Source organism: Bordetella sp. 2513F2 (assembly GCF_054642735.1).
This window is the reverse complement of the sequence record NZ_CM137755.1, coordinates 2,657,316-2,670,648: the sequence shown is the minus strand read 5'-3', so window position 1 is coordinate 2,670,648 and position 13,333 is coordinate 2,657,316. Positions and strand designations below refer to the sequence as shown.

The 13,333-nt window shown below is 68.8% G+C and carries 16 protein-coding genes; all 16 read left to right on the top strand.

Annotated features, from left to right (window positions below):
• The first annotated feature begins 8 nt into the window (after positions 1–8).
• On the top strand, positions 9–635 hold the full coding sequence (locus ACYBYQ_RS12730) for a DUF2889 domain-containing protein (RefSeq protein ID WP_459614550.1): 627 nt from the start codon (positions 9–11) through the stop codon (positions 633–635).
• Positions 636–645: 10 nt separating this feature from the next.
• Positions 646–1,806, top strand: a complete 1,161-nt coding sequence (gene sucC / locus ACYBYQ_RS12725; RefSeq protein WP_459614549.1) for an ADP-forming succinate--CoA ligase subunit beta — start codon at positions 646–648, stop codon at positions 1,804–1,806.
• A gap of 20 nt (positions 1,807–1,826) precedes the next feature.
• Positions 1,827–2,708, top strand: coding sequence for a succinate--CoA ligase subunit alpha (gene sucD / locus ACYBYQ_RS12720; protein WP_459614548.1), 882 nt, complete (start codon positions 1,827–1,829; stop codon positions 2,706–2,708).
• 281 nt (positions 2,709–2,989) lie between these two features.
• Entirely contained in the window at positions 2,990–3,685 is a 696-nt protein-coding gene (locus ACYBYQ_RS12715; protein WP_459614547.1) for a TerC family protein, read from the top strand.
• Between the two features lie 102 nt (positions 3,686–3,787).
• Positions 3,788–4,507 carry a TerC family protein gene (locus tag ACYBYQ_RS12710; protein WP_459614546.1) on the top strand — a complete coding sequence of 240 codons (720 nt, stop codon included), beginning with the start codon at positions 3,788–3,790 and terminating at the stop codon, positions 4,505–4,507.
• Positions 4,494–4,616, top strand: coding sequence for a hypothetical protein (locus tag ACYBYQ_RS12705; protein ID WP_459614545.1), 123 nt, complete (start codon positions 4,494–4,496; stop codon positions 4,614–4,616). Before ACYBYQ_RS12710 ends, ACYBYQ_RS12705 begins: the two co-directional genes overlap by 14 nt.
• A 5-nt stretch (positions 4,617–4,621) precedes the next feature.
• Positions 4,622–5,575: a hydroxymethylbilane synthase gene (gene hemC, locus ACYBYQ_RS12700; protein WP_459614544.1), complete on the top strand. Its 954-nt coding sequence runs from the start codon at positions 4,622–4,624 to the stop codon at positions 5,573–5,575.
• A gap of 15 nt (positions 5,576–5,590) precedes the next feature.
• Positions 5,591–6,379 (top strand): uroporphyrinogen-III synthase, encoded by a 789-nt coding sequence (locus ACYBYQ_RS12695; RefSeq protein ID WP_459614543.1) that lies wholly within the window; start codon positions 5,591–5,593, stop codon positions 6,377–6,379.
• Between the two features lie 37 nt (positions 6,380–6,416).
• Positions 6,417–7,607 carry a uroporphyrinogen-III C-methyltransferase gene (locus ACYBYQ_RS12690; RefSeq protein ID WP_459614542.1) on the top strand — a complete coding sequence of 397 codons (1,191 nt, stop codon included), beginning with the start codon at positions 6,417–6,419 and terminating at the stop codon, positions 7,605–7,607.
• A 3-nt stretch (positions 7,608–7,610) separates the two neighbouring features.
• The gene (locus ACYBYQ_RS12685) at positions 7,611–9,206 is read left to right on the top strand and encodes a heme biosynthesis protein HemY (RefSeq protein ID WP_459614541.1); all 1,596 of its coding nucleotides are present in this window, start codon (positions 7,611–7,613) and stop codon (positions 9,204–9,206) included.
• A gap of 35 nt (positions 9,207–9,241) precedes the next feature.
• A complete protein-coding gene (gene ppa / locus ACYBYQ_RS12680; RefSeq protein WP_459614540.1) occupies positions 9,242–9,772 on the top strand; it encodes an inorganic diphosphatase in 531 nt (176 codons plus the stop codon).
• A gap of 229 nt (positions 9,773–10,001) precedes the next feature.
• On the top strand, positions 10,002–10,697 hold the full coding sequence (locus tag ACYBYQ_RS12675; protein ID WP_459614539.1) for a fumarylacetoacetate hydrolase family protein: 696 nt from the start codon (positions 10,002–10,004) through the stop codon (positions 10,695–10,697).
• Positions 10,698–10,708: 11 nt separating this feature from the next.
• On the top strand, positions 10,709–10,840 hold the full coding sequence (locus tag ACYBYQ_RS12670; protein ID WP_459614538.1) for an entericidin A/B family lipoprotein: 132 nt from the start codon (positions 10,709–10,711) through the stop codon (positions 10,838–10,840).
• A 143-nt stretch (positions 10,841–10,983) separates the two neighbouring features.
• A complete protein-coding gene (locus ACYBYQ_RS12665; protein ID WP_459614537.1) occupies positions 10,984–11,274 on the top strand; it encodes a hypothetical protein in 291 nt (96 codons plus the stop codon).
• A gap of 5 nt (positions 11,275–11,279) precedes the next feature.
• Positions 11,280–12,635: a hypothetical protein gene (locus tag ACYBYQ_RS12660; protein ID WP_459614536.1), complete on the top strand. Its 1,356-nt coding sequence runs from the start codon at positions 11,280–11,282 to the stop codon at positions 12,633–12,635.
• A complete protein-coding gene (locus ACYBYQ_RS12655; RefSeq protein WP_459614535.1) occupies positions 12,632–13,306 on the top strand; it encodes a hypothetical protein in 675 nt (224 codons plus the stop codon). The genes ACYBYQ_RS12660 and ACYBYQ_RS12655 overlap by 4 nt, the downstream gene beginning before the upstream one ends.
• Positions 13,307–13,333: the final 27 nt, after the last annotated feature.

The following is a 13,333-nucleotide window of genomic DNA, read 5'->3' as shown; positions in this document are numbered from 1 at the left end:
ACCCGACAATGCCCCTGCCACCGCCGGATCGTCCTCGCCAGCCGCTGCACACGCGTAACATACGCGTGCAGTCCTATGAGCGCGACGACGGCCTCTGGGACGTCGAGGCCGAACTCATCGACTACAAGGGCTACGACTTCCCCCGCGGCGACGGCGAGATCTTCAAGGCCGGCCAGCACATCCACCACATGCACCTGCGCGTCACCATCGACGAGGCGTATACCATCGTCGCCGCGCAGGCCGCCTATGATGCGGCGCCATACGGCGGCCATTGCACTGCCATCGAGGAAGCCTATACTGGCCTGGTCGGCATGAACCTGCTCAAGGGGTTCCGTGCCCGGGTCAAGGAGCGCTTCGGCCGCGTCCAGGGCTGCACCCATCTCACCGAGCTTTCCCAGGTGCTGCCCACTGCGGCGGTGCAGACCATGGCGAACCGGCGCCGCCAGAATCCCGCGCCCGACCAGCGTCCGTTTCAGCTCGACGGCTGCCATGCCCTGCGCACCGACGGGCCGGTGGTGCGCGAGCACTACCCCAGGTGGTATACGGGGAGCCGCAAGGAAACGCCGGCAGGGTCGTCCGATCCTGCCGACGCTCCGGCAGCCACGAATACGCCTTCTTTTTCTCATACGTCCTGACAGGTAACACATGAAAATCCACGAGTATCAAGGCAAGGAACTGCTGAAGCAATTTGGCGTCCCCGTGCCGCGCGGGATTCCCGCTTTTTCCGTCGACGAGGCCGTGGCTGCCGCTGAGAAGCTCGGTGGACCGGTCTGGGTGGTCAAGGCGCAGATCCACGCGGGCGGCCGCGGCAAGGGCGGCGGCGTGAAGCTCGCCCGCTCGATCGACGAAGTCCGCACCCTGGCTTCGCAGATCCTGGGCATGCAGCTGGTCACGCACCAGACCGGTGCGGAAGGCCAGAAGGTCAACCGCCTCTACATCGAGGAAGGCGCCGACATCCAGAAGGAATACTACGTGTCGGTGGTCACCGACCGCGGCACCCAGAAAGTGGCCTTCATCGCGTCCAGCGAGGGCGGCATGGACATCGAGGAAGTGGCCCACTCCTCGCCCGAGAAGATCATCACCGAATTCATCGACCCGCTCACCGGCCTGGGCGACGAGCAGGCCAAGAAGATCGCCGACGCGATCGGCCTGCCGGCCGACTCCACCGCGCAGGCCGTGGACGTGTTCAAGAAGCTCTACCAGTGCTACATGGACACCGACGCTTCGCTGGTCGAGATCAACCCGCTGAACCGCGACAGCAAGGGCAACATCATCGCCCTGGACGCCAAGTTCAACTTCGACTCCAATGCCCTGTTCCGTCATCCGGAAATCGTCGCCTACCGCGACCTGGACGAAGAGGATCCGGCCGAGATCGAGGCTTCCAAGTTCGACCTCGCCTACATCCAGCTCGACGGCAACATCGGCTGCCTGGTGAACGGCGCCGGCCTGGCCATGGCCACCATGGACACCATCAAGCTGTTCGGCGGCGAGCCGGCCAACTTCCTGGACGTCGGCGGCGGCGCCACGGCCGAGAAGGTCACCGAGGCCTTCAAGATCATGCTCAAGAACAAGGGCGTGAAGGCCATCCTGGTCAACATCTTCGGCGGCATCATGCGCTGCGACGTCATCGCCGAAGGCGTGATCACCGCATGCAAGGCCGTCAACCTCAATGTGCCGCTGGTCGTGCGCATGAAGGGTACCAACGAAGAACTCGGCAAGAAGATGCTGGCCGAATCCGGCCTGCCCATCATCAGCGCCGACACCATGGCCGAAGCCGCGACCAAGGTCGTCGCCGCCGCTAAGTAAAAATTGCCAAGGATTCACAAATGTCGATTCTGATCAACAAGGACACCAAAGTCATCACCCAGGGCATCACGGGCAAGACGGGGCAGTTCCACACCCGCATGTGCCGTGACTACGCCAATGGCAAGGCCGCCTTCGTGGCCGGCGTGAACCCGAAGAAGGCGGGCGAGGACTTTGAAGGCATCCCCATCTACGCTTCCGTCAAGGATGCCAAGGACTCCACCGGCGCAACGGTCTCGGTGATCTACGTGCCGCCGGCGGGCGCAGCCGCCGCCATCTGGGAAGCCGTCGAGGCCGAGCTCGACCTGGTGGTCTGCATCACCGAAGGCATCCCCGTGCGCGACATGCTGGAAGTCAAGAACCGCATGAAGGCCAAGAACAGCAAGACGCTGCTGCTGGGCCCCAACTGCCCCGGCCTCATCACCCCCGATGAGATCAAGATCGGCATCATGCCCGGCCACATCCATCGCAAGGGCCGCATCGGCATCGTGAGCCGCTCGGGCACCCTGACGTACGAAGCCGTCGCGCAGGTCACCGAACTCGGCCTGGGCCAGTCCAGCGCCGTCGGCATCGGCGGCGATCCCATCAACGGCCTGAAGCACGTCGACGTGCTGAAGCTCTTCAATGACGATCCCGACACCGATGCCGTCATCATGATCGGCGAGATCGGCGGCCCCGACGAAGTCGCTGCCGCGCAGTGGGCCAAGGACAACATGAAGAAGCCGGTCGTGGGCTTCATCGCAGGCGTCACCGCGCCTCCGGGCAAGCGCATGGGCCACGCCGGCGCGCTGATCTCGGGCGGTGCCGACACGGCCGACGCCAAGCTGGAAGTCATGGAAGCCTGCGGCATCAAGACCACGCGCAACCCGTCCGAAATGGGCAAGCTGCTGAAGTCGGTTCTCTAAGCCGCTCCAGGTTCCGCCGCAAGATCGAACGGCCCGCGCAAGCGGGCCGTTCTGTTTTCCCGCCGGCGCGCGGGGCAGGGCAGGGGCTGCCCCTATAATGACGGGCGCAACTCGTGCGCCACGACCAGAGCCGCTCCATCCGGGGGCAAAGCGGCCTCGTGTCCTGTCCCGAAAGCTGCCCGCGTGCCTAGCGCATCGCTGGGCAACCTACGGGCAGAGCACCAGCACATTCTTCGCACGAGCGCGTATCCACAACACCGGGGATCCAGGAAAGAGAGGCAATGGAACTGAGTTCTGCGGCATTCTGGATCGCTTTGCTCCAGATCATTTGGGTCAACATACTGCTGTCGGGCGATAACGCCGTCGTGATCGCGCTGGCCGCGCGTTCCCTGCCGCCACAGCAGCAGAAACGCGCCATCGTGATAGGGTCGGCGGCGGCCATCGTGATGCGCATCGTGCTCACGCTGGTGGCGGCCAAGCTGCTGCTGCTGCCCTGGCTCAAGCTGATCGGCGCACTGCTGCTGGTCTACATCGGCGTGTCCCTGCTCATGCCCGAGGGCGAGGAGGGCGGCGACGACAAGGCGCACGGTACCTTGCTCTCGGCCATCCGCACCATCATGATCGCCGACCTGGTCATGAGCCTGGACAACGTCGTGGCCGTGGCTGCGGCCGCCATGGGCGACACCACGCTGCTGGTGGTGGGGCTGGCCATCAGCATCCCGCTGGTCATCTTCGGCAGCACGCTGCTGCTCAAGGTGATCGAGCGCTTCCCCGTGATCGTGTGGGTGGGCGCCGCGCTGCTGGGCTTCATCGCCGGAGAGCTGCTGGTGGGCGATCCCGCGCTGCACGATCCCATCGAGCGCATCGATGTCGCGCTCGGCATGACGCATCACCAGTTCGCGCTCGTGGCGGGGGCTGCGGGTGCCTTGCTGGTGCTGGCATTGGGCAAATTTTTTGTGACGCGGCAAAGGCCCTGACGCAAAGCTGAACTACAATGGCGGGTTGTGTCCCCAGAGCCGAATCGCGGTCGGCGGGGGCGCCCCGCATGATTTTCTTCGATAACGCCTTGGGGGTTCCACGTGCTTGAGTTTCTACAGACGCTGAGTTGGGCAGCGGTTTTCCAGATCATCATGATCGACATCCTTCTGGGTGGCGACAATGCCGTCGTGATCGCGCTGGCATGCCGCAATCTGCAGCCCAAGCAGCGCATGCAGGGGATTCTGTGGGGCACGGCCGGCGCCATCTTCCTGCGCGTGGTCCTCATCGCGTTCGCGCTCACCCTCCTGAGCATCCCGTTCCTCAAGATCGTGGGCGGCCTGCTGTTGCTCTGGATCGGCATCAAGCTGCTGGTTCCCGAAGACGACGCCCATGGCAAGATCGAAGGCGGCGGGTCGGTCATGGCCGCCATCAAGACCATCATCGTGGCCGACTTCGTCATGAGCCTGGACAACGTCATCGCCATCGCGGGCGCGGCGCAGAATGCGCACGAAGGTCATCAGCTGGGCCTGGTGATCTTCGGCCTGGTGATCAGCGTTCCCATCATCGTCTGGGGCAGCACCCTGGTGCTCAAGCTGATCGACCGCTTTCCGCTCGTCGTCACGTTCGGCGCCGGCCTGCTGGGCTGGATCGCTGGCGGCATGGTCGTCACCGATGTCTTTGTGGTGAATCAATTCGGCCCGCAGCCGGCCACGGTTAAAATCGCCGCTGAAGTCGCCGGTGCGCTGATCGTCATACTCGTGGGACGTTGGCTGGCCCGGCGTAAAACCGTGTCCAAGGAAACATCTCATGAGTCTGCGTAAGACTGGCAATCCCGAGCAATCCCGGTCGGGCCTGAGCCTGCTGCAGGGGCTGCTCGTACTGGCCATTCTCGGCGCCATCGCCGCGGTCGTCCTCTCGCAGTTCGCCTGACGCCCGTGGCAGACCCGCAACGGCTGGTCATCGCCACCCGCGCCAGCCGGCTTGCCCTCTGGCAGGCCGAGCACGTGCGGGACAGACTGCGCGCGCGCTATCCCGCGTGCGCAGTCGAACTCCTCACCCTCACCACGCGGGGCGACCAGATCCTGGACCGCACGCTCTCCAAGGTGGGCGGCAAGGGCTTGTTCGTGAAAGAGCTCGAGGCCGCGCTGCTCGACGGCAGGGCCGACCTCGCCGTGCATTCCCTCAAGGACGTGCCCGTGGACCTGCAGGCGCCGTTCGAACTGTGCGCCATACTCGAGCGCGCAGATCCGCGCGACGCCTTCGTCTCCACGCACCACGACGCGCTGGCCGAGCTGCCGCCCGGGGCGGTGGTGGGCACGTCCAGCCTGCGGCGCGAATCCCAGATACGCGAGCGCCACCCCCACCTGGTGGTGAAGCCGCTGCGCGGCAATCTCGACACCCGCCTGGCCAAGCTCGATCGTGGCGAGTACGACGCCATCATTCTGGCCGCGGCCGGCCTGCAGCGGCTGGGCCTGCAGGCGCGCATCCGTTCCCTGCTCGATCCGCAGGACAGCCTGCCGGCGGCCGGCCAAGGCGCGCTCGGCATCGAGATCCGCGACGATCGCCACGACATGCGCGCATGGCTGGCGCCGATGGCCGATCCGGTCACGGCCGCCTGCGTCACGGCAGAGCGCGCGGTGTCCCGCGTGCTGGGCGGCTCCTGTCAGGTGCCCCTGGCAGCCCATGCCACGCTGGAATCCGGCACGGTGCATCTGCGGGCGCTGGTGGCCTCGCCCGATGGCACGCAGGTGGTGCGCGCGGCGCACAGTGGCCCGGCTGCCGATGCGGAGCAGGTCGGCGTCGCGGTGGCACGCCAGCTGCTCGACGCTGGCGCGCGCGACATCCTGGCTGCCCTGCAGGCGCCGTCGGCGGGCGCATCGCCCGCCTGACCGGGAATCCAGGCCATGCCCTGGCCCAGCACGGCCATCCTCACGCGGCCCGACGGGCGCAACGAAGCGCTGGCCCGGCGCCTGCAAGCCGCGGGCTGGGAAGTGCTGGCGCTGCCGGCCCTGGCGATCGAGCCGCTGCACGACACGACGCCGCCGCATCCGCGCGACTACGACCTCGTCGTATTCGTCAGCGGCAATGCCGCGCGCCTCTATCTCGAGGCCCTGCAGCGCAGCGATCCCGGGGCACGCTGGCCCGCCGGGACCCAGGCCGCCACGGTGGGGCCGGCCACTGCCGAGGCGCTGCGGGCGGCGCCGGGGTTTGGCATGGATGCAACAGTGCTGCATCCGCCCGCTTCGGCGCCCACCCACGATTCCGAAGCGCTCTGGGCGCTGCTGCGCGCCAGGCCCCTGCCGGGGCGGGTACTGCTGGTACGGGGCACGCAAGGCCGCGACTGGCTGGCCGAGCGCCTGGAGGAAGCCGGCGCGCAGGTCGTCCGGCATGCCGCATACCGCCGCTGCCCCGCCGTGTGGCCCGCCGAGGCCCGCGCACGCCTGCATGCCTGGGCCGGGGAGGGCAGGCAGCCCGCCTGGCTGCTCACCAGCGGCGAAAGCATCGACGCGGTGGCGGCGCAGATGCGCAGCGAGGGGCTGCTGCAATGGTGGCGCCAAGGGCGCTTCGTGGTCACGCATCCCCGCCTGCGCGGCCTGCTGCAGGCCGCGCTCGGTGACGAGCACGGGGCGGCAATGGTAAAAGAGTCCATGCCTGCCGATGAGGCGATCTTCGAGGCCCTGGTTGCCGCTTGAATCGTCGTTGCAAGCTTCCAACGAATACAATCGCGTCATGACAGACACCCATGCCGATACTTCGCCGGCCACCCCGCCGGCCACCGGTTCGAGCGCCGCTGCGCGGTCCGAGCCGCCTGCCCCGCCGCCGCGCAGCCGCCGTGGCGGTTCGCTGCTCCCCATCCTGGTCATCGTGCTGCTCATCGCCGTCGCCCTCGGCGCGGCGCTGTGGGCCCAGCGCAAGCAATTCCTGGCCACGGGCCAGGAAGTCGCCTCGCGGCTCGACCAGGCCAGCCGCGAGCTGGCCCAGGCGCGCCAGGACAGCCGCCAGGCCCTGGCGCTGGCGCAGTCCCAGGCGGCGCAGCTGGCCGACCTCGAATCGCGCATACGGGAAGTCCAGAGCCAGAATTCGGCCCTGCAGCAGGCCTGGCAGAGCTTCAGCAATGGCGCCAGCGACGAGATCGTGCTCAACGACGTCGAGCGCATGGTCATGCTGGCCAGCCAGCAACTGCGCCTGGCCGGCAACGTCAGCAATGCCATCGTCGCCCTCGAGACCGCGCAGTCGCGCCTGGCCCAGGCCGACCGCCCGCGTTTTGCCAGCCTGCAGCAGAGCATCAACGGCGATCTCGACCGCCTGCGCGCCGTCAGCACCGTCGATATCGCCGCGCAGTCGGCCCGCATCGAGCGCCTGTCGGCGCTGGTGGGGCGCGCGCCGCTGCTCGTGCCGGACTCCGCCGCGCCTGCCGCCGCCCCCGACGCGGCGCTGCGCGACGCCGAGCGCAAGCCCATGGCGCCCCTCCCGGACCCGGCCGCCCAGCTGCCGCCCGATGCCCCGTGGTGGGAACGCTGGCGCGCCGAGATGGCATCGTGGCCGGCACGCGCCGGCGCCACCATCGCGCATGAATTCGGCGACCTCATCAGCGTGCAGCGCGTCGACGCGCCGGCCGCGCTGCTGCTTTCCGCCGAGCAGGCCGACCAGCTGCGCGCCATGCTGCGCCAGCGCCTGCTCACCGTGCAGCTGGCCATGCTGATGCGCCAGCAGTCGGTATGGGCCAGCGAACTCCAGACGGTGCAGGACACCCTGGCCAGGTATTTCGATACGCGCTCGCCCGACACCCGGGCGGCCCAGACCCTGGCGCGCGAACTCGCCGCCGTCCAGATCGACACGCGCGTGCCCGACGTCTCCGACAGCCTGAGCAACCTGGCTGCGGTGCGCGCCGCCGAGCTGAACCAAGACGGGCAGGACTGACGCATGCGTACCTGGTTCTGGACCATCCTGCTGGCCGTCGTCGCGGTCGCGCTGGCCGTCATGCTGCGCGAGCATTCGGGCAACGTGCTGTTGCTGGTCTCGCCGTGGCGGATCGAGCTTTCGCTTACGCTGACGGTGCTCCTGCTGATCGCGCTGTTCGTGCTGCTCTACGTGGGCCTGCGCCTGCTGGGCTGGCTGCTGGCCATCCCCGACCGCGTGCGGGCCTGGCGCGGCCGGCGCGCCCAGGCGCGCGATCACGAACTGCTCGAGCGCGGCTGGATCGGCATGCTGGAGGGCCGCTTCGGGCAGGCCGAGAAAGACCTCACCCGGCTGCTCTCCCAGACCCGGCAGCCCGGCCGGCGCGTGCTGGCTGCGCTGTCGGCCGCGCGGGCCGCGCACGAGATGGGCGAATTCGCGCGCCGCGACCGCATGCTGGAGTCGGCGCGCGAACACGCCGGCACCGATGCAGGCCTGCAGGAAGCCACGGCCACCGTGGCTGCCGACATGCTGCTCGACCAGGGCCATGCGCAACAGGCCCTGGAGGTGCTGGCGCCGCTGCAGGATGGCGGCGCGCGGCACCTGCACACCATGCGCCTGTTGCTGCGCGCCGAAACCGCGCTCGCGCACCACGACCGCGTCTTCACGCTGGCGCGCGGACTGCTGCGCCGCAATGCGCTGCCCCGGGCCGAAGGCATGCAGCTGCTCGATCACGCCGGTGCGGCGCGCCTGCGCGCCGGCATCGGAACAGACGGCTGGCGCGCCATCTGGAAGGATCTCAAGACCGAAGAGCGGCTGCTGCCCGGGATCGCGCTGGCCGGCGCGCAGGCCTTCGAGGCGGCGGGCGAGTCCGGCGAGGCGGCGCGCATACTCGAGGCGGCCATCGAAGACCAGTTCAATCCCGCGCTGGTGGCCGCCTATGCCCAGTGCGACGCCAGCCAGGTGCCGCGCCGGCTGGCCAAGGCCGAGACCTGGCTGCGCCAGCGTCCCAACGACACCGAACTGCTTACCGCCCTGGGGGTGCTGTGCCTGAACGGACAGCTCTGGGGCCAGGCCGAGCGCTATCTGCAGCGCAGCCTGAATCGCCGCAACGATCCGCACTGCCATGCGCTGCTGGGCAGCCTCTACGATCGTCTCGACCGGCCAGCCGACGCCGTGCGCCACTGGCGCCTGGCCACGGCGGCGCGCATGGCGCTGCCGGTGCTGGCCACCGACGCTGCGCTGCCGGCAGCCGACGTGGGCGCCGATCCCGACCGCCTTGATGCCGAGGGCGAGTACGAGGCCCTGCTGCCTGAAACCCATGCCGCCTCGCCGCTCGATGCCGGCGAGGACGTGCCCCAGGCGGCCTCCGCCGCCGACTATGTGCTCGATCCCGACGCGCGCGGCCACCAGGACAGGCCCGAGCCTGCGCCTGACACGCAGGCCGAAGTGCCGCAGCGTTCGGCTGTCGACATCGAGGAATACTTCGACAGCGCGCCGTTGCCGGCGTCCGCGCTCGAGCCCCCGGTCTCCGAGCCCGCCACGCCCGCCGCCGAGCCCGTCGAACCCGACAAGGGGCCCGCGTCCAAGCCGTCCTCCCAGGGCGGCACGGGCCGGTCCTGAAGCGTTTCCCCATACAAACACGAGAAGGTTGAACCATGAGTCTCGAGCGCGTTTCCGCCGGCAAGAACCTGCCGGAAGACTTCAACGTCATCATCGAAATCCCGATGAATGCCGATCCCGTCAAGTACGAGGTCGACAAGGACTCGGGCGCGGTGTTCGTCGATCGCTTCATGCTGACCGCCATGCACTACCCGTGCAACTACGGCTACATCCCCCAGACCCTCTCCGAAGACGGCGACCCGGCCGACGTGCTGGTCGTCACGCCGTTCCCCATCCAGGTCGGCGCCGTGGTGCGTTGCCGCGCCATCGGCGTGCTCGAGATGGACGACGAATCGGGCGGCGACGCCAAGCTGCTGGCCGTGCCGGTCGACAAGCTGTATCCGCCGTACCGCAACATCAAGTCGTACACCGACCTGCCCGAAGAAGACATCGGCCGCATCCAGCACTTCTTCGAGCACTACAAGGACCTCGAAAAGGGCAAGTGGGTCAAGGTCAAGGGCTGGAAAGACGTCGCCGCCGCGCACGAGGAAATCGTGCGCAGCGCCGAGCGCTACAACAAGGGCTGAAGCCCGGGGCGGCAGGCGCCGGGCGTCGCCGGCCCATGACCTGGGCAGGTGCCGGCCAGGCCCGCCTGACTGCTTGCTGAACCCTTGCGCAAAGGCGGCAGACCTTCCGGTCTGCCGCCTTTGTATTTGCGGACGGATGTATGACAACCCGCCCGCGGCGCTATAAACTCGCGCATTGGATTTTCCGCCCCGGCCCGCGCCGGTCATGCATCGTAGAGGTTCCGTCAACATGGATTACGTCATTCCCCCGATCGCGCCGGCCTCCCTGCCGGTGGCCGGCAGCGACGCACGCTTCCCCGTGCGCCGCGTCTATTGCGTGGGCCGCAACTACGCCGAGCACGCCAAGGAAATGGGCTTCACCGGCCGTGAAGATCCGTTCTTCTTCTGCAAGCCCGCCGATGCCATCGTCGCGGTGGCCGATGGCGAGACGGGTTCCATGCCGTATCCCCCCAAGACGTCCAACCTGCACTACGAGATGGAACTCGTCGTGGTGCTGGGCAAGGGCGGCAGGAACCTGTCGGTGGAAGCGGCCGGCGAATGCGTCTGGGGCTACGCGCTGGGCCTGGACATGACCCGCCGCGACCTGCAGGGCGAAGCCAAGAAGCAGGGCCGTCCGTGGGAAGTGGGCAAGGCCTTCGACTACTCCGCGCCCATGGGCCCCGTGCATCCGCGCAGCGCCGTGGGCACGCTGGAGAAGGGCGCCATCTGGCTCGACGTGAACGGCCAGCGCAAGCAGTCCAGCGACATCTCGCAGATGATCTGGAACATCCCCGAAAGCATCTCCTACCTGTCGGGCCTGTTCGAACTGCAGCCGGGCGACATCATCTTCACCGGCACGCCCGAAGGCGTGGGCGCCGTGGTGGCGGGCGACGTCATCGCCGGCGGCGTCGAGGGCCTGGGCGAACTGCGCGTGCGCATCGCCTGACCGGAGGCACCATGCGCAGCAAGATCGTGCTCATGGGATTCGTGGTGTTCGGTTTCGTCCTGCATGGCTGCAATACCGTGGCCGGCATGGGCAAGGACGTATCCACGGCGGGCAGCGCCATCACGCGCGCCGCCGAACGCTAGCCCGGTTCCGCACTCCCTTCCATCCACGCGGCCGCCTGTGTCAAGGCGGCCGCGCGCATTTTCCCGCCTCGGTTTGTGCGAATAGCCGGCACGCTTGCCGGCGCCCATACTGCCTCCACGTTCATCGACGCCTCGGGGGCACCATGCAAGTTCTCCATACTTCCCGCTACATCCGTACGCCGATGCGCCAGCGCGGCCAGGGCATGACCGAATACATCATCGTGGTCGCGCTGATTGCAGTTGCCGCAATCGCCGTGTACCAGCTGTTCGGCCAGGTGGTGCGTTCGCAGACGGCGGCCATGGCGCGCGAACTCGCCGGCGAGGATGGCTCGGCGCAGGCGCGGCAGGCGCGCACGGCGGCCAGCACGGCGGCCGGCCAGACCAAGTCGCGCTCGCTGCAGTCGTTCACGGGCAACGCCCAGGCGGCCAAGTGATGCCTGTGTCCGCCCGTTCTGCGGCCTCGGTTGCCGGCCAGGCGCTCGTGCCGGCGATGGCCTTGCTCGCGGTGGGCGGCATTGCGTGGGTGGGCGTGTACCAGGTGGGCCAGACGGCGGGCGCGCGGGCGCGGCTCACTCATGCAAGCGACGCGGCGGTCTACAGCGCTGCGCTGGCGCAGGCCCGGGCGCTCAACCTGCTGGCCTATGTCAATCGCGCCCAGGTGGCGCACCAGGTCGCGATGGCGCACCTGGTCACCCTGGCTGCATGGGCGCAGTTCTCGTCCTCGCAGGCGGGCCGCCGCACCATCGGCAATCCGCCGGCCTATCTCATCTCCAGCCTGTTCGGGGCGCAGGCCGGCCGCGGCTATCAGGCTGCCCGCGACGTGGGCGACATGCCGTCACGGCTGGCGCGGCAGGTCGCCGAGCACGACACGATCGTTCACGAGGTCCTGGCCCGCGCGGCGCAGCGGCAGCTGGCCCAGGCTGCGCCTCAGCGCGACGCCATGTTCGAATCCGTGTTGCGCGCCAACTATCCCGAACTGGCGGCACGGCCTGGTGCGCTGCGCTGGCAATGGCTGGAAGACACCTGGCCCGGCTTCGTGCAGTCGCGCCCGGGCCGGGGGGAAACGCCGCTTGCCGAGATGGTAGGCGCGGCGGCGGCCCGCCATGACTTCCTTCGTCCGCGCAACTTCACCAGGCGTAGTTCCTGGATCGTGCAGACCCGGTGCCCGCATCGCCGCCACGAACTGCGCCGCCGCGGCGCCACGCAGATGGACGCGCGCGGACGCTGGAGCGCCACCGACACGCTGTCGTTCCACGCGCTGCGTTCCAACCGCTGGATCGGCTGCTACTACCGCGAGTACGCCATGGGGTGGGGGTTTGCGGGCAAGCGCGGTGGCGGCACGGTGGTCGAGCGCGCGCCCGAGGATTTCTCGCAGCAGGACTTCTGGCGCTGGGTGCACGCCAATACGTCATGGGACATCTTCAGCGGCACAGGGAATCCGCTGGCTTCTGCCTACGCAGGCGCGGGCCTGGTATCGGCTTCCGGCAAAGGCCTGCCGGATTTCCACGAGGTGCCCCACGCGCGCATGCAGGCCGGGCCACGAATGGCCGTGGCCGTGCAGCAGTCCACCGACAGCTTCCCGCTGCAGGCGCCGATGGCCGGGCAGTTCCGCTGGCGCGTCTTCGACGCGGCCGACACGCTCACGGTGACGACGGCGGCCGAGATCTTCCAATCGCGCGACGAGCCGCGCGGCGATGGCCGCCAGGAGCTCGCCACCCTGTTCCGGCCGAATTGGCAGGCACGCCGCGTTGCGGTGTCCGCCTCCACCCAGCAGGCCGCCGGGCGGGCGCCATGAGCCGTGCCGGCTGCTGCAGCGTCAGGTGGGGCGCCGCCGCTTGCGTCGGGCGGCAGGGCGGCCAGGCGCTGGTCGAGGCCCTGGCCATGGTGCTGGCATTGCTCGCCCTGGTGCACGCCATGAGCTGGACCGGGCGGCTGCAGTCCCAGTCGCTGGCAGCCGGGCAGGCCAGTCGCGCGATGGCATTCGCCGCGGCGCAAGGGTATGGCGTGCCCGGAATGCACGATGGCATGTCGATGCAGTCCACGCGAGACGTCCGGGCGGGCACACGCAGTGGGGGCGCAGGGGCCGGCGCCCTCGATGCGTTGGCCCGAGACTGGCTGGCCGTCGATACCCGCCTGCTGCGCATCGAGGCGGGGCGCATGGTCACGCCCGCGGCCGGGCTCGAGCGCGGCCTGGGTACGGCAGCGCCGATCTCGCTGCGCCGGCACACGACCCTTGCCGCCGGAGACGGCCGCGCTGCTTCCGAGCTGCAGGCCCAGCAACGTCTGCTGCGCAGCCATGAGGGCTGGGGCCGTGCCGGAAACGTCTCGCGCAGCCTTGGGCAGAGCCTGCGTTCGCGCGTGGGGGCCATGGAGACGGCCTGGGGCAATCGCGCACCCGAGGACGACTGGGTCCGGCGCTGGGCCGACCTGGTGCCTTCGGACCGTCTGGGCGGGCGCCGACCATGATCCACCGTCCATTCCAGCCCGCCCCGC